We start from the raw sequence: 20486 nt of genomic DNA, 5'->3' as shown, positions 1-20486 counted from the left end.
TATTGAACTTGACTTATCCCTTATGCTATACTGTGAAAAAGGAAGTGATACTATGAAGATTGAGAAGATCAACGACAACCAGATCCGATGCACTCTTACCCGTGCCGATCTGGCAGCCCGGCAGCTCCAGCTCAGCGAGTTAGCCTACGGAACTGAAAAAGCAAAATCACTTTTCCATGACATGATGCAACAGGCGGCATTCGAGTTCGGCTTTGAGGCAGATGATATCCCTCTTATGATAGAGGCGATACCTGCGTCGGCTGACTCTATCGTGCTGATAATCACGAAGGTCGAGGATCCGGAGGAACTGGATACCAGATTTTCTAAATTCGCTCCCTCACCCGGAGGTGACTGGGAGTCCGCAAAAGAAAGCGCTCTTGAGAAGCTTGAGGGGGCAGAGGAGCTTCTGAACCTGATCGGCAAAGTAAAGGAAAGCGTTTCCGCCCTGTCGGAGAAGCCTTCCGCAGATACGGCCGGGGAAGAAAAGAAGCCCACACTCCGTTTCTTCTCCTTTGAGACCATGGACCAGGTGATCCAGGCAGCCCATCTGCTGAAATCCATCTATTTCGGTTCCAACACATTATACAAAGACCAGAAGGCAGACCTCTACATCCTTGTACTGACACAGTCAGACCTGAAGACAAGGGATTTCAACAGGATCTGCAACATGCTCTCCGAGTACGGCTCTCTGGAGAAGGCGTCCAGCGCCTCCCTGGCGTTCCTCGAGGAGCACTGCGAGATGCTGGTGTCGGGCGACGCCGTGCAGCAGCTGGCGGAGATTTAAAAATGAAAGCAAAAAAGAAGAACGGAAGGTTCCGGTCCAGCCGGCACCTTCCGTTCTTTGCATCTCAAATATATTTCTCAGACGGGCTTGATAAGTCCCTATGCATTTGCCTTCAGAAATGCATTGATCTTCTCTACCAGTAAATCTGCGTCAATGCCATGTACCATTGCTGCTTCTTCCAGTGACTCCCCCTGTGATGCAGGACAGCCCAGGCAGTGCATTCCGATTTCCATGAGGATCGGTGCGATATCCATATTGATGTTCAGCACTTCGCCGATAGTCATTTCCTTTGTTACCATGTTCTGTTACGCCTCCTTTATCTTTCGGTATTCCTTATTATATCCGCTTTGCCCCATTGTGTAAACATTTAAAATTAATTTCTCGTAAAATTCTGGTTATTTGTTTGTCAAGTTTCCATCCCCGCTTTTTCGACAAAAACAAATTTTTATCATTTCTCCACAAAACATGCGTTCTTTTGTTTACCATAAGTAATCCACCAAAATGGGGGATTTCGATGTGGATAATGTGGATAAGTTTTCAAAAACTTCGATTTTTCCACCTTTTTCATGTTTTTTTCTGTGGATAACTTGGATAAGTGTTTTTTCCATTTTTTTACAGCATTTTACAAATTTGTGTAAATTGCACATGATTTCGATTTTCGGAGTGTGACATAATAAAATTATCCCTATGTTTACCATCCGGCAGTGACAGGGGTATCCCTCAGTCACAAAAACCGGGCGGAGCATGTCGCGCTCTGCCCGGCTTTTTGTACCGTTCTCCTTTATATGACTCTGCGCACCGTCTTGATCTGCATGCAGGTGGCGGGTATCACGCCAATCCCCTTGGAGGGATTGATAGCATTTACGATCTGCCCGTCTCCCATGTAGATCCCCACATGTCCCTCGTACAGGATCAGGTCTCCGGGCATGGCCTGGTCATAGCTGACCGCTGTGCCGGCATACTCCTGGTCCCAGGTGGTCCGGGGAAGGCTGATGCCGAAATGCGCGTATACGGACTGCACAAATCCGGAGCAGTCCGCACCGTTTGTCAGGCTTGTCCCTCCCCATACATAGGGATTTCCGATAAACTGGCAGGCGTAATCCACAATGGCCTGCCCTGTCCCCGCCTGGGCCGACCGGGCCTGAGCCGCCGCCTCGGCGGCCTGTCTTTCGGCCTCCGCCTGAGCGGCTGCCGCCTCCGCCGCCTCCCGCGCGAGCCTCTCCTCTTCCTCCTGCCTGGAGACCGCGTACTGAAAGGCGCTCTCCTCGCTCCGGCCTTCAGAGGACTGTATCAGCTCCTGGGCCTTCTGCTGTGCGTTGTTTCCTATTATAATGTACTGCGTGTACACATAGCCGCTGACGGACCCGCTCTCGATCTTCGTCCACTCACCCACAGGACCTGTGACTTTTGCCGCGTAATCCGTGTACAGCTTTCCAACCCATTCGCTCTGTGTCGTTGGTTCGCTCCGCACAAACAGAAAAGTATCTGTACTGACGTTTGCGAACGCCATATTTGAATACTCACCCTTTTCACTCGGCACGAGATAGCTCTCCACGTCTATCTCTCTGTCAGACGCACTGCAGCCATCCAGCACCGCCTCAATTCCCACTCCGGGCAGGGACATCTCTGCCGTTCTGTCAGACGCCTCCGCCTTCTCCCCGGAAATTGAGATCACTCCAGTCAAAGTAACGATGAACAATCCTCTTTTAAAAGATAACTTCATAAACAGCCTCCTAACTTCTTGTTTATGTTTTCTTATCTTTTGTAAATATTACAGAATTGTTACAAATGTTACGATAAGATTATATCAGTGCGGCAACCGTTTGTCAACACAGTGTCCCTGCATTTTGAGCACTATATTATTATGTTTTTCTTAATCTCCCACAGACTTTCTGTCGATAAATGTTACAAATTGTTACACATTTATTTTCTGATTGACTTTTCAGGCAGGAATGCTATAATAAAATTACAGTAATCATTATCATTATTATTAGTGACTGCTGGAGCATTTTATAAATTTATACAGGAAGGAGGCTGGCATATGGCAACTCTGAAATACAGCCGGCAGAGGGAGGCTATCAAGGAATTTCTTGCAGGCACAAAAGAACATCCTACCGCTGACACTGTCTACATGCATGTGCGCGAAGAATTTCCCCGCATCAGTCTGGGAACTGTCTACCGCAACCTGAACCTGCTCGCCGACATCGGAGAGATCACGAAGATCACCACACCGGACGGCGGCGACCGATTTGATGCGGTGACCAGTCCGCATTATCATGTAATATGTACCTCCTGCGGCAGGGTGATAGATTTGAAGATGGACCCCTTAGATTCCATTGACAAACTTGCCGAAAAGTGTTTTGATGGATGTATAGACCATCACACGGCTCTGTTCTACGGAACCTGTGGCGATTGTTTAAAAAAGAATACAAAATAAGTGTTGACAATCAGAGCAAAAAGGTGTAAATTAATATCAGTAACAATTACTGATATTAAAATATAAAAAATAAAAAGAAAGGAAGTAGAAAGACATGAAAAAATTTGTTTGTACAGTATGTGGCTATGTTTACGAGGGAGAGGCAGCTCCGGCTGAGTGTCCGGTCTGTCATGCACCTGCTGAGAAATTCAAAGAGCAGACAGGAGACAGAGAGTGGGCTGCTGAGCACGTTGTAGGCGTTGCACAGGGCGTAAGCGAGGACATCCTTGCAGACCTTCGCGCTAACTTTGAGGGCGAGTGCTCTGAGGTTGGTATGTATCTGGCAATGGCCAGAGTTGCTCACAGAGAGGGATATCCGGAGATCGGCCTCTACTGGGAGAAGGCTGCCTGGGAAGAGGCAGAGCATGCTGCTAAATTTGCAGAGCTTCTGGGCGAGGTTGTCACAGACAGCACAAAGAAGAACCTTGAGATGCGTGTAGACGCTGAGAACGGCGCTACAGCCGGAAAATTTGATCTTGCAAAACGTGCAAAGGCCGCAAATCTTGACGCGATCCATGACACAGTTCACGAGATGGCAAGAGACGAGGCTCGTCACGGAAAAGCTTTCGAGGGACTCCTCAAGAGATACTTTGGCTAAGATAAAGCTCCGGCCATACAGATCGATCATATTGTCGTCACAGACAGACGCTTACACAAGGCTTGCAGGATGACAGTTCTGCAAGCCTTATTTTACAAGCAGCACCTTTAACTTATATTGCAGGAGGGAAAAAATATGTCCAAATACGCAGGAACCAAAACAGAAAAAAATCTTATGGAAGCATTCTCAGGCGAGTCACAGGCCCGCAACAAATATACTTACTATGCAAGCGCTGCCAGAAAAGCAGGCTTTGTACAGATGGCAAACATCTTTGAGGAGACTGCAAACCAGGAGAAGGAGCACGCAAAAATGTGGTTCAAGGAATTCCACGGCATCGGCGACACTGCCGAGAACCTGAAGGATGCCGCTGAGGGCGAGAACTACGAGTGGACAGACATGTACAAGCGCATGGCCGAGGAAGCCCGGGAGGAAGGCTTTGAAGAGCTGGCTGAAAAATTCGAGGGCGTTGCAAGAGTAGAGGCTGCCCACGAGGCCCGCTACAAGAGACTCCTTGAGCACTACCTGGCAGGCGAGACCTTCAAGGGCGAGGCTCCTCTTGGATGGAAATGCGGCAACTGCGGCTTCATCTACTACGGCGAGGAAGCGCCGGAAGTATGCCCGGTATGCAATCATCCGAGGGCTTACTTTGAGAGAAAGGCTGAGAACTACTAAAAAGAGAACTGAAGCGACAGGAAGGGCGCCTGCCCCGGAGACCTGAGTCTCCGGGCGGGCGCCCTTTTCGTCTGTCCTCTGTCTTCTATTATAGCAGACTACTGAGCCATGGGACGGGTGTGCCTGTTCTCGCCGGACAAAAGACCGCTGCGGAGGAGGACAGGCCGCACCGCATTGTACAGGAAGGACACAAGGACCGTGGAGACGATCGCATTCACAAAGGTTGCCGCCGTGCTCCACTTTGCCAGCACTTCCGCCATCTGCTGGGGCTGCCCCAGAATGTACATCTTATAAAAGTATCCCACCACCGGGTCAGCGACCACATTAAATCCAAGTCCTGCCACGGCCGCTATGGTGCTCCATTTTGCCACGTACGCTTTGTCGCTGCTCTCATTTATCCTGGCGATCCTGTGAGCGACCAGCCCTGTGATGAGCCCGATGCACAGCTTCAGCAGGAAGGTCTTGGGCGCTCCGGTTATGTAGATGGGGTCCATGATATCCGCAATTCCCATCCCGATGGCGCCTGCCAGCCCTCCGTACCATCCGCCCAGGAGAAGGGCTCCCAGCACACAGAAGGCATTTCCTATATGAAGGGAGGTGGCATCTCCTCCCGGCATGGGGATCTTTATCTGAAGATAGGTAAATGACACGTAGCACAGAGCGGCAAGTATAGCCGTCTGAGCAAGTTTCATGACTGTCTGATTTCTCTGTTCCATACGATTACTTCCTTTCCTTATATCGTATGTCTATGATAGCACCGGTCTGGCTTCATATAAACATCCAGTTTTGGTTTTTTTAATCATACCAGTTATGGATTTAAGAAAAAATTTCGTATTTCTTCTGTTGCTTTTTTCACATGAGGGGGTATAATGTATATAAGCATGGATGTGGTTTTGAAAACTACTTTTAATAATATCAATTTCTAGGAGGTATAGTTATGACACAGATGATCAAGACACATGTAAAAGATCCTGGAAGCGCGATCACACATTTTATCGGCATGCTGATGGCCATTTTCGCTGCCGTTCCCCTTCTCATAAAGGCAATGCACGAGCCCAGCAGGATTTATGTGATATCCATAGCGGTCTATGCGGTGAGCCTCATCCTCCTCTATGCGGCCAGCACCACATACCACACGTTTGACCGTTCCAGAAAAGTAAATACGATATTGAAGAAGATAGACCATATGATGATCTTTGTCCTCATAGCAGGAAGCTACACTCCCATCTGCCTTCTGGTCCTCAGGAACCGTACCGGCATCCTCCTGCTTTCCATTGTGTGGGGTATCGCCATCCTGGGCATTGTCCTGAAGGCCTTCTGGGTATACTGTCCCAAGTGGGTATCCTCCGTGCTTTACATCGGTATGGGCTGGACCTGTGTACTGGCTTTTACACAGATCCTCAACTCCATGTCACCGGCGGCCTTTGGCTGGCTCCTGGCCGGGGGTATCATCTACACTATCGGCGGTGTCATCTACGCCCTGAAGCTCCCTATCTTTAACGGAAAGCACAAATATTTTGGGAGCCACGAGATTTTCCATCTCTTTGTGATGGCCGGAAGCGCCTGCCACTTTGTAGTCATGTACGCTTTTGTGTTATAAGCTTTTCCTTCTCCTTCCTGGACATATGCTTTATCTCGTATTCACGCCGCATGGCCTCCTCCTTTGTCCCGAAAACTTCACAGTGGACAAGGGTGACCGGCCTGCGGCTCTTTGTATACTTGGCCCCTCTCCCCTCGTTGTGAGCCCTGAGCCTCTTTTCCAGGTCGTTGGTCCAGCCGGTATAGAGGCTGCCGTCCCTGCACTTTACGATGTATGTACAGTTGCCTTTTCCCATTTTATCCACGGGCTTTTCCGGATTATCCACATAGTTATCCACTTTATCCACACTCATTGCACAAGTTATCCCCATCCTTCGACTGGATTTTCCATTCTGCCCCAGCCTTCCACTGTTTTTTATTATAGCGGAAGCAGTGCTTTGCTGGCAAGACACAAAAGAGGGACGCTCTCCCGGCGTCCCTTTCAGCTGCTCCCGGCGGTCTCGGCCAATCCCCTCTCAGTCGGCCATGTAGTCCATGGGATTGACCGGCTGTCCGTCCTTTCTCATCTCAAAATATAGATTGCATCCCTCTACGCTGTAGTATTTTGTGGGCTGCGCCACGTAGCCGATGACTGTCTTCGCCTCCACATAGTCCCCTGTGCTGACTGTCACATCCTTCAGCTGCCCGTAGAACAGCTCATAGCCATTTCCGATATCAATATTGACAGTGGTGCCTGTCTGGGCGCTCTCGTCAATGGATTTCACGATTCCCGTGGTGGAGCTGATCACCTGGTCTCCCTCTGCGCCGGATATGATAAGCGCCGGATTATACTTGTACTGGTCCAGGGTGGAAAAGTAGACAGTCTTGTCCATGCTGTAGTTCATGATCAAATTTCCATCCACCGGCCACAGAAGTATGCTCTCTCCATTGAAATCCACATTTCCGGCACTCCCGGAGGTCTGGTAGGAGGACGTATCCCCGGACAGCGTCCCCTGAGATGTATCTGTCACGCCGGGCTGGCCTTCTGCAGTCTCACCCGCGGCGTCCTGTGTCCCGCTGTCCCGTGTCTCTTCCGCAGCCGCTCCGTCTGCCGGGTCCTCCTCGGTGTTGATGACCAGGCTGCTGCCCGCCTCCTCCTGGCTCTCCTTCTCCTTTGTGTCCGCATTTTCCTCTGCCAGGGCCTGCTCCTGCCGCTTCGCTTCCTGATAGTTCCGTAGTGTATATGTTCCCACCATGACCGCGGCAGCCACAAAGCACACAGCGAGGGTAATGCCTGCTCCTCTCCTGGATTTTGAGGGCTTCTGTCTCTTATTCATATTCATCACCTCTGGCTATATTTTTGCCAGAAGCAGGGTGCATTATTCTGTATCCCGGGAATTTGTAACGATTTCTGCCACCTCTCTTATCTCGGTCCCTTCAAAAAAATACTGCAGGATTTCCGACACGTCCTTCCCCTCCTTTGCCATCTCGTTGGCCGTGTACTGGGACAGCCCCAGGCCGTGCCCCACCCCTCTTGTGGTGATCCGCAGCCTGCCGTCATACTTCTGCAGGATAAAACAGCTGGAGGCCAGGCCGTAAGTCTGCCGGAACTCCTCCCCGTTCACTGTCTCCTGTCCCACCCGCACGGAAGTCACATAGCCTGCCGTGTCCATGGCCGTCACCTCCGCATCCATGTCGTCCACTGTCACTGTCTGGATCTGCTCGGGAGCTTCGATGTCCAGAGGGCAGTCCTTTATCTTCAGATAGGGGTAATCCCCGCTTCCCAGGACCTCCCCTCCGTCCCGGCTGTTTCCGTTCGTCAGCCTCGTAAACGGAGTGTTGGCAAGGTTTTCCCCGTACATGACAACTTGTCCCTCCGTTTCCTTCCAGGCATCCTCCAGCTTCCTGTAGTATCCGGAGTACCTGCTGCCTCCCCACTGCTGACGCATCTCCTCCTCTGTCCAGAAATCATCCTCCAGAAGGACCTGCGTCCCCCCCTCCTTTATGCTCTTGTAGACAGAGGTGCGCACCAGCACCGCCTGGGCCTTCAGTACCTCCTCCTCGTAGTCCGCAGGGATCTCCTTTGCCATGCGCCCGATGCAGTACTCATCCAGAGGCATCTCCAGCTCTGTGTCGTCTTTCTTTACTTTCACAGAGGTCTCCTTCACAGCTGTGCCTGCCGGGACAGCCGGGCCGTTCATGAAAACGGTCACTATATAGGGAAGCAGTACGATGATGATGATGTAGCAGCCTATTTTTTTCAGTCTGTTGCGCATAAAAAACCCCTCCCATACAGTAGTGTATGAGAGGGGATGTCTGTTTATTCTTCCGTGTCTACTTCCACCTTGATCTTATCCAGATGCCAGATGTCATCCACATATTCCTGGATGGTCCTGTCGGAGGTGAACTTGCCGCAGCAGGCTGTATTGAGAAGCGCTTTCTTTGCCCAGCCTTCTGTATCCTTGTAGGCCTCCTCCACCTTCTTCTGGGCCTCTGCGTAGGAGCGGAAATCCTTCAGGATAAAGTACATATCCGCCTTGTTGCCGCCCTGATTGTTGAGAAGGGAGTTGTAGAGGTCACGGTACATCTCGGTATCGCCGTTTGAGTAGGTGCCGTCCACGAGCTGGTCCACCACCTTGTGGATATCCTGGTCATTGTGATAGATATCCTGGGGATGATAGCCGCCGTAATTCTCGTAGTTAATGACCTCCTCAGAGCTCAGTCCGAAGATGAAGGCATTCTCCGCCCCCACTTCCTCCACGATCTCCACGTTGGCTCCGTCCATAGTTCCCAGTGTGGGAGCGCCGTTCAGCATGAATTTCATGTTTCCTGTTCCGGATGCCTCCTTGGAGGCTGTGGAAATCTGCTCGCTGACATCTGCCGCCGCAAAGATGATCTCCGCATTGGACACGCGGTAGTCCTCGATAAAGATGACCTTCAGCTTTCCGTTGATGCTGCGGTCGTTGTTGACCACGTCCCCCACGGAGTTGATAAGCTTGATGATCTCCTTTGCCCGGATGTAGCCGGCGGATGCCTTCGCGCCGAAGATAAAGGTCCTCGGATAGAAGGACATCTCCGGATGCTCCTTGATCTGGTTGTACAGATACATCACATGGAGGATGTTGAGGAGCTGTCTCTTGTACTCGTGGAGACGTTTTACCTGCACGTCAAAGATGGACCGGGGATCCACCTCGATGCCGTTGTGTTTTAAAATATAGGCTGCGAGCCGCTCTTTATTTTTGTACTTGATATCCATGAACTCGGCCAGGGCCTTCGGGTCATCCGCATACTTTTTCAGCCCGGACATGAGGGACAGGTCTGTGATCCAGTCCTTTGTTCCCAGCTTTTCTGTCACCCAGTCTGCCAGGAGCGGGTTTCCGTGCATGAGGAAGCGTCTCTGGGTAATGCCGTTTGTCTTGTTGTTGAATTTCTCAGGCATCATCTCATAGAAATCTCTCAGCTCCTGGTGCTTCAGGATCTCTGTATGGAGCCTTGCAACACCGTTAACGGAGAAGCCTGCCACGATGGCCAGATGTGCCATGCGAACCTGCCCGTTGTAGAGGATAGCCATCTTCTTTACCTTCTCCTCATTTCCCGGATACATCTCCCGCACCTGGATGATGAACCGGCGATCGATCTCCTGGATGATCTGGTACACTCTCGGGAGGAGCTTGGAGAACAGGTCTATAGGCCATTTCTCCAGGGCCTCTGCCATGATCGTATGGTTTGTGTAGGCGCAGCACTTGGTGGTGATATCCCACGCTTCGTTCCATCCAAGTCCCTCCTCGTCCAGAAGGATGCGCATCAGCTCTGCCACTGCTACCGTGGGGTGCGTGTCATTCATCTGGAAGAGGACCTTCTCCGGCAGGCTGTGGATGTCATCGTGAGACCTCTTATATTTTGCCACAGCCGCCTGGATGCTGGCTGACACGAAGAAATACTGCTGCTTCAGGCGGAGTTCTTTTCCCGCATAATGGTTGTCGTTTGGATAGAGTACTTCCACAATGGTCTTGGCCAGATTTTCCTGCTCCACTGCCTTGTGGTAGTCGCCCCGGTCAAAGGACTCCAGCTGGAAGTCCGTGATAGCCTGGGCATCCCAGATCCTGAGGGTGTTCACATGGTGATTGCCGTAGCCCACGATAGGCATGTCATAAGGGATAGCCAGAACGGACTCGTAGTTTTCCTGCACAAATTTTGTACGGTTTGTAGCGTCGTCGTACTCTACCCGGATATTTCCGCCAAAGCGGACCTCCTTTGCGTACTCCTCCCGGCGCAGCTCAAAGGGATTTCCCTCCTTGAGCCAGTTGTCCGGTGTCTCCACCTGGTAGCCGTTCTCGATCTTCTGCTTGAACATACCGTAGCGGTAGCGGATACCGCAGCCGTAGGCCGCATATCCGAGGGTAGCCAGGGAATCCAGGAAGCAGGCCGCCAGACGGCCAAGGCCTCCGTTCCCGAGAGCCGGGTCCGGCTCCTGGTCCTCGATGGTGTTCAGGTCAATGCCCATCTCATCCAGGGCCTCTTTTACCTCCCTGTAGGCTGTCATGTTGATCAGGTTGTTTCCCAGGGCCCGGCCCATCAGAAACTCCATGGACATATAGTAAACTGTCTTCGGGTCATCCTTCTTGAACTGGTTCTGTGTGGCGATCCAGTCATCGATGATGGCCTCCTTTACCGCGTAGGATACTGCCTGGAAAAGCTGCTGTGGCGTAGCCTCGTCTATGGTCTTGCGGTAGAGGGTCTTTACGTTGTGTTCTACTTCCTTCTTAAAAGCCTTTTTTTCAAATCTGGGATTATACATTTTTCCATTCCTTTCTTAGAGACTTATCTCTCGACTCCGATGGTCACGTTCTCGCCGTTGATCTTCCACTCCTTCACGTATCCCGCGGGTGCGGCTTTCTCCACAGTGAGCGCCAGTGTCTCGCTTCCGATCTCCTCCTTATGGGCGGCAAAGACATCCTCAGCCTTCTCGCTTCCCTGGTAGGTGATATGGATCTTGTCGGTTACCTCAAAATCGGCTTCTTTTCTCATGGTCTGTACTTTGCTGATGATCTCGCGGACAAATCCTTCCTCAAGAAGTTCCGGTGTCAGATTTGTGTCCAGCACCACAGTGATGCCATTGTTGTCCTCGGACACATAGCCTTCCATCTGCGCTGTGTCGATGAGAAGATCCTCCCTGAACAGGGTGACCTCCTGCCCGTTTACCTCCAGCTTTAATGCTCCTGTGGCATTGACCTCGTCCATGGCCGCGTTGCCGTCCACCGCGTCCAGGGCTGCCTTGATGCCACCTAACATTTTACCATATTTTGGTCCCACTGTCTTTAACTGTGGTTTAAATGTATATGAAGTAAAGGCGCGCACATCGTCTGTAAATGTTAGATCCTTTACGTTCAGCTCCTCCTTGATGATATCCTGGTAAAATTCCGGAATCTGCACCGCGCTCTTCACAAACATCTGCCCGATGGGCTGCCGGTTCTTGATGTTGGCTGTGTTTCTGCATGCGCGGCCCATGACAACGATCTTCAGGACTTCGTCCATGTTTGCTTCCAGCTCTTTATCAATCCGGGACTCATCTGCCTCCGGGAAATCGCACAGGTGGATGCTCTCCGGTGCGGAGGGATCGATGCTGCGCACCAGGTTCTGGTAAATCTCCTCAGTCATAAAAGGAACCATGGGCGCCGCCGCCTTGCAGAGAGTCACAAGGGCCGTGTACAGCGTCATGTAGGCGTTGATCTTATCCTGGGGCATTCCTTTTGCCCAGAAGCGCTCGCGGCTCCTGCGCACATACCAGTTGCTCATGTCATCCACAAACTCCTGGAGCGCTCTGGCCGCCTCCGGGATGCGGTAATTTCCGAGATGGCTGTCCACCTCTTTGACCAGTGTGTTCATCTTGGACAGGAGCCATTTGTCCATGACAGGCAGCTTCTCATAATCCAGCGTGTATTTTGTGGCGTCAAACTCGTCAATATTCGCGTACAGCACAAAGAATGCGTAGGTATTCCACAGTGTTCCCATGAATTTGCGCTGTCCTTCCACAACGGCTTTTCCGTGGAAACGGTTAGGCAGCCAGGGCGCGCTGTTTACATAGAAATACCAGCGGATGGCGTCTGCGCCGTATTTTTCCAGGGCATCGAAAGGATCCACCGCATTTCCCTTGGATTTGCTCATCTTCTGGCCGTTCTCATCCTGCACATGTCCAAGGACGATGACGTTCTTATACGGAGCCTTGTTGAAGATCAGCGTGGAGATGGCCAGCAGGGAGTAGAACCATCCTCTTGTCTGGTCCACAGCCTCGGAAATGAAGTCTGCCGGGAACTGCTGCTCAAAGAGCTCTTTATTTTCAAACGGATAATGATGCTGTGCAAAAGGCATGGAACCGGAGTCGAACCAGCAGTCGATGACTTCCGGCACACGGTGCATCTCTTTGCCGCACTTTGGACACTTAATGGTCACTTCGTCGATGTATGGACGGTGCAGTTCGATGTCGTCCGGACAGTTGTCGGACATAGATTTCAGTTCCTCGATGCTTCCGATGGAATGCTGGTGTCCGCACTCACACTCCCAGATATTTAACGGAGTTCCCCAGTAGCGGTTCCGGCTGATGCCCCAGTCCTGGACATTCTCCAGCCAGTCGCCGAAGCGGCCCTTTCCGATGCTCTCCGGGATCCAGTTGATGGTGTTGTTGTTGGCGATCAGGTCGTCCTTCACCGCTGTCATCTTGATGAACCAGGACTCGCGGGCATAGTAGATGAGCGGTGTGTCGCATCTCCAGCAGTGGGGATAGCTGTGCTCGAATTTGGGAGCGTCAAAGAGAAGTCCTCTTGCATCCAGGTCCTTTAACACCTCCGGGTCTGCTTTCTTCACGAACAGACCTGCAAACGGGGTGGTCTCGCCCATATTTCCTTTTTCATCTACAAGCTGTACAAAAGGCATGTCGTACTTGCGGCCCACTTTCGCGTCGTCCTCACCAAAGGCGGGAGCAATGTGAACCACGCCGGTACCGTCTGTCAGCGTTACATAGCTGTCGCATGTCACGAAGAACGCTTTCTTGTTCTGCTTTGCCGCGCAGTCATATGCACACTGGTACAGCGGCTCGTACTCTTTGTACTCCAGGTCCTTTCCCGTATAGGTCTCCAGCACCTCATAGGCAGGCTGATCTTCTGTGGCCAACTTTCCAAGGACTGTGTCCAGCAGGGCCTGTGCCATGTAGTACACATAGCCGTCCGCAGCTTTTACTTTTGCGTAGTCCTCATCCGGATTTACGCAGAGACCGATGTTGGAGGGCAGTGTCCATGGCGTTGTGGTCCATGCCAGAATGTAGGCGTCCTCGTCTTTTACTTTAAAGCGGACAATGGCGGAGCGCTCTTTTACATCCTTGTAGCCCTGGGCTACTTCCTGGGCGGACAGAGGCGTACCGCAGCGCGGACAGTAGGGAACGATCTTGAAACCTTTGTAGAGAAGTCCCTTGTCCCAGATCTTCTTCAGCGCCCACCACTCGGACTCGATGAAATCATTGTGGTATGTGACGTATGGATTTTCCATATCTGCCCAGAAGCCTACTGTGCCGGAGAAGTCCTCCCACATGCCCTTGTACTTCCAGACACTCTCCTTACATTTGTTGATGAACGGCTCCAGACCGTACTCCTCGATCTGGTCCTTGCCGTCCAGGCCAAGAGCTTTCTCCACCTCCAGCTCCACCGGCAGACCGTGGGTATCCCAACCCGCTTTTCTGGGCACCATGTATCCCTTCATGGTGCGGTATCTGGGGATCATGTCCTTGATGACACGGGTCAGTACATGACCGATGTGGGGCTTGCCGTTGGCTGTCGGCGGCCCGTCGTAGAAGGTGTAGGTCTCACCCTCTTTGCGGTTCTCCATACTCTTTTCAAAAATCTGATTGTCTTCCCAGAATTTCTCGACCTCTTTCTCCCGGTCCACGAAATTCAGGTCTGTTGGAACTTTCTTGTACATGGCTTCCTCCTTGTGAAAATGTTAACAGGGGACGTAACCCTTTTTAAAAGGGTTACGTCCGGAATTACACTAACTCCTGTGCTATTGTGTATATTGTTTGGAACATTTATGAAAAAAAAGACCTTCATCCGAATTAGGATGAAAGTCGTATTCCCTTCATTTATAAACCACCTAACATACTATCATATGCCTTCCGGTAACGGCGGACTCCGTCAGCTCCTACTCATGCTCTTTTCGGAGGCTGCGACTCTGAAGTGATATTCAGGCACATCCTACTTGTACCGGCCTTACACCATCACCGGCTCGCTTTGACGTTCCTACATGCCCTACTGTCTTCGTCACGGTCTTTCTCATATGGTTCTATCATACTATTACTTTTTTCACGCTAAAATTATAATAGGAAACCCCTGGTAAGTCAAGGGTTTCCCTTGTATTTTCGACATTCTGCCCCGTATCCTTCCGGCCTGTCCGCCGGGATAAACGGCGCGCCGGGCGGATCGGCCGGTCCATTCATCGGCGCCTTCGCCTCCGCCGGCCCCTGCGCCTTCTGCGCCTCTGCCTCCTGCACCAGGCAGTGAAGAGGAGCAGGATCCCCAGTATCAGGACAATGACCACCACGCCGACCAGCAGCACTTTTCCCACGCCGCTGTCGGAAGCTTCCTCTTCCTCCTGCGCTCCCGCCTCCTCAAAGGAGGCTCCTTTGTCCACCTGGACCTGGAGCCTTCCCACCGGGTTGTCCTCATAAGTGTAGGAGAGGATAGCTGTGCTGTTCCCGCCTGTGACCTGCTCCAGGTCCGACTTCAGGCTGGACAGCTCGAATCCGGAGGGGATCGTGACACTTGCGGTATCCAGTATTTTTTCTATCCCCTGACTGCCGTCCACATCAATGGCCATGTGCTGGAAATTGCTGAATCCATAATCCAGAAGTGCTTTTGTGTCAGAGTAGACATGCCCGGGGAACACCTTCAAGGTGACACAGACAAGCTTCATTTCTCCGTTGTCCGCCATGGTCACCAGCGTGTTGTTGGCCTCGGTCGTGTAACCGGTCTTTCCTCCCACCGCATACTCGTAATAATCACTGTAGCCGGGCACCAGCATCTCGTGCTTTTGCTGGAATATATGCTCCTCCGTGGTGGCAGATGCCGGTATGGTGTAGCTTGTCGTCTGACAGATGGTGAAGAACTCCGGATAGTCAAAGAGCTCTTTTGCGATCAGTGCCATATCTCTGGCACAGGTATAATGATCTTCTTCGTGGACTCCGTTGGTGTTGACAAAATGGGAATTCGTCCCTCCCAGCTCCTCCACCTTGCGGTTCATCTCGTCTATGAACCACTGGTAATCCTCTCCCTGGGTCTTTGCCACCGTCTCTCCCACCGCGTAGGCCACTTCATTGGAGGAGGCCAGAAGCATGGCGTAGAGCGCCTGCTCCATGGAGATGACATTCCCCTCCTTCAGTCCGATGGACGCATAACCGTCTCCAAGGCAGGTGAGACTCTCCGCCGTGATCACAACATCCTCTGTCATATCGCAGTACTCAAAAGCCAGAAGGGCTGTCAGCAGCTTTGTGATACTGGCCGGATATTCCTGCTGGTCAATATTCTTTCCATATAAGACAGCCCCTGTCTCCGCATCCATCACGATCCCCGCATCTCCGTAAATGCCGGGACCCTGGGGCCACTCCTTCAGCTTATTTGTCTGGACCTCCTGCTTGTACGTATCCTCCAGCTGCTGCTGATAGGGGTCCTTCGCCTCCGTGCCCTGAACGCTGTCCTGGGACTGGGCGCCATCCTGCGGCGCCGTCGCGCGGACTGCCCGCGGCACCGCAGCCGCGGCAAGCATGAGCGACAGGAGCAGGCATCCCGCCGTCCGTATTATATTTTTCATCTTCAATAGTCTCCTCAAAGAATCTGCGTCTATTATTATAGGCCATTTTCTCTTTTTCTACAACCAGAAAAACGTTCTGATTTCCGCGCCTGTCTTTCACCTGCTTTCCACACCCCGTCTCCACAGGATCAGTCCTGCCCTGTCTTCGTTGTAAAAGGATTACGTCTCGCCCATTCCGGATCCGCAGCCGCTTTTTTCTCCCACTCTCTGTATGCTTTTAAGAAGCCGCCGTAAATGCGCTGTTCTGCCTCGACTCTCGCCCGGACGGCATCGCTGTACTCTCCGTAAGTCCCCAGCGATATCCTCTCTCCCCGAAATCCTATACTGACTTTGTACCTGCCGTTCGGCATCTGGTAAACGCCGCGAAAGCCGCTCTTATTGTCTCTTCTGCTCTTTCGTTTCTCAAGGAACTCCACGCAAGTGCCGTCCACCCGATGCAGCCTGCCACCGATCTTCTTTTGATTCTCCTTCCTCAGACAGCCGCAGCTCTTACAGGATCCGCTTACAAGACTGCTCTCTGCCACCATGATCTCACTGCCGCAGTCGCAGCGGCACAGCCAGTACACCGTACCATGCACATTCCTCTCTCCCGTGGGGGAAACTGCCGTCAGCCTGCCAAACTTCTGCCCGCTCAGCTCTACTATATTCCTGCCTTTCACATGCCACATACAGCCACAGCTTCTGACTTTTCCGCTCTTTAAGTCCCTGGCTGAAACAATCTTCTCGCCTCCGCAGTCGCAGCGGCACATCCAGCATGTTCTTCCTCCCCGGTTCTCAGACCGGCATACCGCTGTCAGATGCCCAAAAGTCCGGCCTGTCAGATCCTCCGCACAGGCTCCTCTCCTCGCAGTCTCCCGCGGGACACAGCCGCAGTCCTTCACGCTCCCCCGAGTCAGCTTCTTTGTGCTCACGGGGATTGTATTTCCGCAGTCGCAGCGGCACAGCCACACTACATAACAATTTTCCCTGCGCTGCGTCTTCTCGAGGACAACAAGATGTCCAAAGCGCCGGCCTGTCAGATCCTTTTTCCCGTTTTCCCTGTCTTTTTCCATGACTTCCGCCTGCCCTTCCTTCTCCTGTATATTTCTGCTACACCAAAAACTGCCGCCGCACCCAGGACGATAAGCCCCACTGCGGTCAGCATATCCTCCCTTCGCACCGCATCCCCAGACGGTTCGTACGGCAGACCGTACGGCAGACTGGCCGCTTCCTCCCCCCTGTTGTCCTGCGTTTTGTCCTGTCCGCTTCTGGAGCAGTACACCACATACCGCTGATAATTGTGTGTGTAGGGATGACAGGTGACCAGAGTGACCATATCTCTCCCCGGGCGGATCTTCACCGCATCCAGGTCGTCCGGCGATATGACAATACACTTGACAGCCTCGTACTCCAGCGTTTCCCACAGATTTGTGATCTCCACCGTATCGCCAGCCCGCAGTACCTCGATATCCCTGAAAACCGCTTGGCCGAAGTAACCGCCTCTGTGCCCGGCGATCACGCAGTTCGTGTCCTCCCCGCCAAGCGGCATGCTGGTCTGCGCCAGGACGGCGGCCCCCTTCATCAGATTCTCCTCACTGGCCCCTATATAGAGCGGCAGTCTTATATCCATAGCCGGGATCGAGATATACCCGATCATCTCGTCATCCAGCCCTGTCCCTTCAAAATTAAATGCGCCTTTCTCATAGCCCCAGGCATCGCTCAGCCCGCTCTGGCCCTGAGTAAAAATGCGCCTGTTGTACTCTTCCATGCTTTCCCGCAGACGCACATACCCGTCTGTCTCCTGGCTTTTGTTCTCCTCGAACGTCCGGATCTCCAGTCCATCCCGGTACCCCCTCACCGCCCGCTGCCCGGCCGGAAATGATAGAAGTGCCGCTGCTGCCACAAAAAGTAGAACAGCGGCCGTCCGCATCCATGCCCGTCTCATCGCTTTCTCTCCCTTCGGTATAGGCAGAATACAAGCGCCGCCGTCACAGCCAGGCCAAACAGCAGCCAGAACAGATAGTTCGTGTGGAGACTGCCGATCAGAACTCCCGGCTTCTCCATCTCCACCAGTTCCGGGTCATAGGGAACCCGGTGTCCCCTCACAAGGAGACGCTGTGTATTCACCCCATATGGCGTACAGGTAAGAAGCGTCACCAGATCTTCCGTGTCCTCTACAGCCAGATTGCCTGTGTCCTCCGGATCTACGACCGAAATTTTGTCCACCTCATAGCAGAGAGTATCGTCTAACACCCTGAGTAGGAAATGATCTCCTTCCTCCAGCTTGTCCAAGTCAGTAAAAAGCGCCGCGCTGGGGAGGCCTCTGTGGGCGGAGATCACAGCGTGCGTTCCCTCTCCGCCGACAGGCAGTGAGCTCCCCTCCAGATGGCCTGCGCCCTGCTGCAGGATATTTTTCGCTGTCGTGTGGAAAACCGGCAGTGTAACATCAATTTTCGGGATTTCCACACTTCCCATGATCCCATCGCCTGCCAGATTAAGGCAGGCCATATATTCCCGGCCAGGCTCCTTCTCTGCGGCAGCCACGGCGAAGGAATCCGGGAGGATCGTTGGCAAAAGTCCCTGATTATACACCCTCGCCCGCTGCCATTCGGCTTCATAATCAATCTCTCCTCCAGTCTCTCTCTCTGTAACTGTCTCCTGATAGCTGTCCATCAGTTGCTTTTGCCGGTGATCATTCCATACATTTGCCACAAACGGATAGGCAAGCAAAGACAAACCGGCCAGAAACAGCAGTGCCACAAGGGCTCCCGCTACTGTCCTCTTCATCCAGTCACTCCCTTCTGACGAAAAATCTATGCAAATCCCCCTTAAAGCAGTGAACATACCGAAGCGGTCTGCTCCGGTATGTTCACTCAATTCCTTCAGGACTTCCTCCTGCTTATCTCTATCTGTCCGTCTTTCTCCTGCTCAGGAAGAAGAGCACAGCGGCTGCCGCCATGATCACAATACCTCCGACCGTAAAGAGCACGGTACCCATGCCGCCGGTGGAAGGAAGGGCGTGCATCTGCGTATTGGGGATCTCATCGCCCAAAAGGGCCGTTCCACTGCCCGCTCCGTTCTCTGTTACCGTTGTAACCGTGCTTGTGGTCGTGCTCTGAGCCGTCAGGTAGGCCGCCTGATAGCCGCCTGCCGCCGCTTCCTCTTCCGCCACTGCAGCCATGGAGTAGTACCGGCCATCCTTGATCCATCCAACCTGCACCGCGTCATCAGAAGGCTTCTGCGTCGTGTACTGCGCATTTGTCACGGAGCCTGTGACGGTTGTGGTGGCTGTCTTCCAGGAAGCCTCGATTGGATATACTGTCGTATTCAGGCTGTACCCGGTGGGTGCCACAAGTTCTTTGATATAGTAGGTGCCTTTTGCCACCTTGGTGGAAACGGCGTAACCCTCCTGATTTGTCATCACCTTGTCGATGAGCTGTGTGCAGTCCGCATCGCTGTAGATGCCAAAGACCGCATCTGCCAGGGGCTTGTCTGTCTCGGCGTCTGTCTTCTGAAATGCCAGCTGATAGGTGTATACCGTCTCCTGATCCTTCTTGCTGGTCACGCCCGGCGCCTCATCCGGCTCCTCTGTCACCTCATCCCATGTATTGCCTGTATTCGGCTCGTTCGCATAGTAGTAAGTCACGTCATTGGGGTTGCCCGCAGCGCCCACAACGGCTGTGTCGTTCACAACCGCACTGTATGTAACGATCGGCGTGTAGACAGCGCCCGCCGCATTAGACACCAGATTGTCATAGTTAAAATTCAGGTTAAATCCATTGTCCTTTTCCGCTGCCGTGGCGATCACTTTGCCGTTTAAAATAAATGTATCTCCGGTTCTTGTCACCGTCTGCCCTTCGACCGTCACAGTCAGTGTGCTGTAATCAAAGGTCAGCCCTGCCGTGAGCCGGTCTGTAAGGAAAAGTGTCTTGTTCGCAGCATTGGCCGGGTAGGAAGGCATGGTCATCTCTACTTGATAGTCCACGACAGAGCCAATGCCGACTGTATCCCTACCGTCATCTTCTACCGTCCCGCCGGTGATGGTCTTGTCCACATCCGGCGTCGTCTTCTTCAGAACAGCTGTCATCCCAAAGAGATACGCATCCCCTGCATTTACCTGCTTGGGATTATCCACAACAACATTTCCCTCCTCGCCGTATGTGGCCGCCAGAAGGACCGGGTTGTAGACAGAGCCGTCCGCCGCACCTGTGAGCACCGCAATGTACACGCCGGCCGGCACATTGGCCGTGTAGGTCTCCCCTGTCAGGGTGCCGCTCATGGTTGCAAGGGGAGTGATGGTTCCGCCTGTCAGTCCCTTCGCCGCAGCGTTGATCTCATCTGCCGTAGGTGCCTGCTCATTAGCAAAGGTCACCCCGGCCGCCCATGTGTAGTCCACCAGCTCCCTATCGCCGGGCCCGTAGTTTGCCCTTGCAATCTGATACAGGGTCACTGTCGGATCCCCGGTGATCCCTGTGATCGTCACATCCGCCCTGTCGGATGCCTGTGGTTTCCCGTTTGCCGCAAAGCCTGTCATGCCCATTGCCAGGATCATGACAGCCGCAAGCAGGAATGCAAAAAGCTTCTTTCCTCTGTTCATAACTGCTCCT

Annotated in this window: 18 protein-coding genes; 5 read left to right on the top strand and 13 right to left on the bottom strand. The window is 52.7% G+C overall.

Annotation, left to right across the window (positions count from 1 at the left end; translation table 11 throughout):
* Nucleotides 1-52: 52 nt before the first annotated feature.
* On the top strand, nt 53-784 hold the full coding sequence (locus tag B5E62_RS11140) for an adaptor protein MecA (protein ID WP_087174639.1): 732 nt from the start codon (nt 53-55) through the stop codon (nt 782-784).
* A 98-nt stretch (nt 785-882) separates the two neighbouring features.
* Here the strand turns inward: B5E62_RS11140 and B5E62_RS11135 are convergent, their stop codons facing one another.
* Both B5E62_RS11135 and B5E62_RS11130 read right to left on the bottom strand, forming a co-directional pair.
* Nucleotides 883-1083 (bottom strand): DUF1858 domain-containing protein, encoded by a 201-nt coding sequence (locus B5E62_RS11135; RefSeq protein WP_033126123.1) that lies wholly within the window; start codon nt 1081-1083, stop codon nt 883-885.
* Nucleotides 1084-1565: 482 nt separating this feature from the next.
* Nucleotides 1566-2507: a C40 family peptidase gene (locus tag B5E62_RS11130; protein ID WP_087174638.1), complete on the bottom strand. Its 942-nt coding sequence runs from the start codon at nt 2505-2507 to the stop codon at nt 1566-1568.
* A gap of 318 nt (nt 2508-2825) precedes the next feature.
* Here B5E62_RS11130 and B5E62_RS11125 point away from each other — a divergent pair, with 318 nt between their 5' ends.
* The 3 genes from B5E62_RS11125 to rbr all read left to right on the top strand — a co-directional run bounded on the left by B5E62_RS11125 (nt 2826) and on the right by rbr (nt 4530).
* Entirely contained in the window at nt 2826-3221 is a 396-nt protein-coding gene (locus B5E62_RS11125; protein WP_087174637.1) for a Fur family transcriptional regulator, read from the top strand.
* 94 nt (nt 3222-3315) lie between these two features.
* A complete protein-coding gene (locus B5E62_RS11120) occupies nt 3316-3858 on the top strand; it encodes an NADH peroxidase (protein ID WP_087174636.1) in 543 nt (180 codons plus the stop codon).
* Nucleotides 3859-3993: 135 nt separating this feature from the next.
* Nucleotides 3994-4530 carry a rubrerythrin gene (gene rbr, locus B5E62_RS11115; RefSeq protein ID WP_087174635.1) on the top strand — a complete coding sequence of 179 codons (537 nt, stop codon included), beginning with the start codon at nt 3994-3996 and terminating at the stop codon, nt 4528-4530.
* A 98-nt stretch (nt 4531-4628) separates the two neighbouring features.
* On the opposite strand, the gene B5E62_RS11110 is transcribed toward rbr, so the two are convergent.
* Complete coding sequence (locus tag B5E62_RS11110; RefSeq protein WP_087174634.1) at nt 4629-5246, bottom strand: ECF transporter S component; 618 nt, start codon at nt 5244-5246, stop codon at nt 4629-4631.
* A gap of 230 nt (nt 5247-5476) precedes the next feature.
* Here B5E62_RS11110 and trhA point away from each other — a divergent pair, with 230 nt between their 5' ends.
* Nucleotides 5477-6130 (top strand): PAQR family membrane homeostasis protein TrhA, encoded by a 654-nt coding sequence (gene trhA / locus B5E62_RS11105; RefSeq protein ID WP_087174683.1) that lies wholly within the window; start codon nt 5477-5479, stop codon nt 6128-6130.
* Here trhA and B5E62_RS11100 read toward each other — a convergent pair.
* The 10 genes from B5E62_RS11100 to B5E62_RS11055 form a co-directional block, all read right to left on the bottom strand.
* The gene (locus B5E62_RS11100) at nt 6108-6365 is read right to left on the bottom strand and encodes a GIY-YIG nuclease family protein (RefSeq protein ID WP_087174684.1); all 258 of its coding nucleotides are present in this window, start codon (nt 6363-6365) and stop codon (nt 6108-6110) included. The genes trhA and B5E62_RS11100 overlap by 23 nt on opposite strands.
* Before the next feature lie 219 nt (nt 6366-6584).
* Complete coding sequence (locus tag B5E62_RS11095; RefSeq protein ID WP_087174633.1) at nt 6585-7385, bottom strand: M23 family metallopeptidase; 801 nt, start codon at nt 7383-7385, stop codon at nt 6585-6587.
* Nucleotides 7386-7427: 42 nt separating this feature from the next.
* Nucleotides 7428-8324 (bottom strand): SpoIID/LytB domain-containing protein, encoded by an 897-nt coding sequence (locus tag B5E62_RS11090; RefSeq protein ID WP_087174632.1) that lies wholly within the window; start codon nt 8322-8324, stop codon nt 7428-7430.
* A gap of 44 nt (nt 8325-8368) precedes the next feature.
* Nucleotides 8369-10846, bottom strand: a complete 2478-nt coding sequence (locus B5E62_RS11085) for a glycogen/starch/alpha-glucan phosphorylase (RefSeq protein ID WP_087174631.1) — start codon at nt 10844-10846, stop codon at nt 8369-8371.
* Nucleotides 10847-10869: 23 nt separating this feature from the next.
* Complete coding sequence (gene ileS / locus B5E62_RS11080; protein ID WP_087174630.1) at nt 10870-14016, bottom strand: isoleucine--tRNA ligase; 3147 nt, start codon at nt 14014-14016, stop codon at nt 10870-10872.
* A 510-nt stretch (nt 14017-14526) separates the two neighbouring features.
* Nucleotides 14527-15900, bottom strand: a complete 1374-nt coding sequence (locus B5E62_RS11075) for a D-alanyl-D-alanine carboxypeptidase family protein (RefSeq protein ID WP_087174629.1) — start codon at nt 15898-15900, stop codon at nt 14527-14529.
* A 128-nt stretch (nt 15901-16028) separates the two neighbouring features.
* On the bottom strand, nt 16029-16952 hold the full coding sequence (locus B5E62_RS17270; RefSeq protein ID WP_242957863.1) for a transcriptional regulator: 924 nt from the start codon (nt 16950-16952) through the stop codon (nt 16029-16031).
* Nucleotides 16916-17824, bottom strand: coding sequence for a class C sortase (locus tag B5E62_RS11065; protein WP_087174628.1), 909 nt, complete (start codon nt 17822-17824; stop codon nt 16916-16918). The genes B5E62_RS17270 and B5E62_RS11065 overlap by 37 nt, the downstream gene beginning before the upstream one ends.
* Entirely contained in the window at nt 17821-18666 is an 846-nt protein-coding gene (locus B5E62_RS11060; RefSeq protein WP_087174627.1) for a class C sortase, read from the bottom strand. The genes B5E62_RS11065 and B5E62_RS11060 overlap by 4 nt, the downstream gene beginning before the upstream one ends.
* Before the next feature lie 118 nt (nt 18667-18784).
* Nucleotides 18785-20476, bottom strand: a complete 1692-nt coding sequence (locus B5E62_RS11055) for a SpaA isopeptide-forming pilin-related protein (RefSeq protein WP_087174626.1) — start codon at nt 20474-20476, stop codon at nt 18785-18787.
* Nucleotides 20477-20486 lie beyond the last annotated feature (10 nt).

Source organism: Lachnoclostridium sp. An118, from assembly GCF_002160985.1.
GTDB lineage: Bacteria > Bacillota > Clostridia > Lachnospirales > Lachnospiraceae > Claveliimonas > Claveliimonas stercoravium.
The sequence above is the reverse complement of the archived record's forward strand: the minus strand, read 5'-3'. Positions and strand labels throughout refer to the sequence as shown.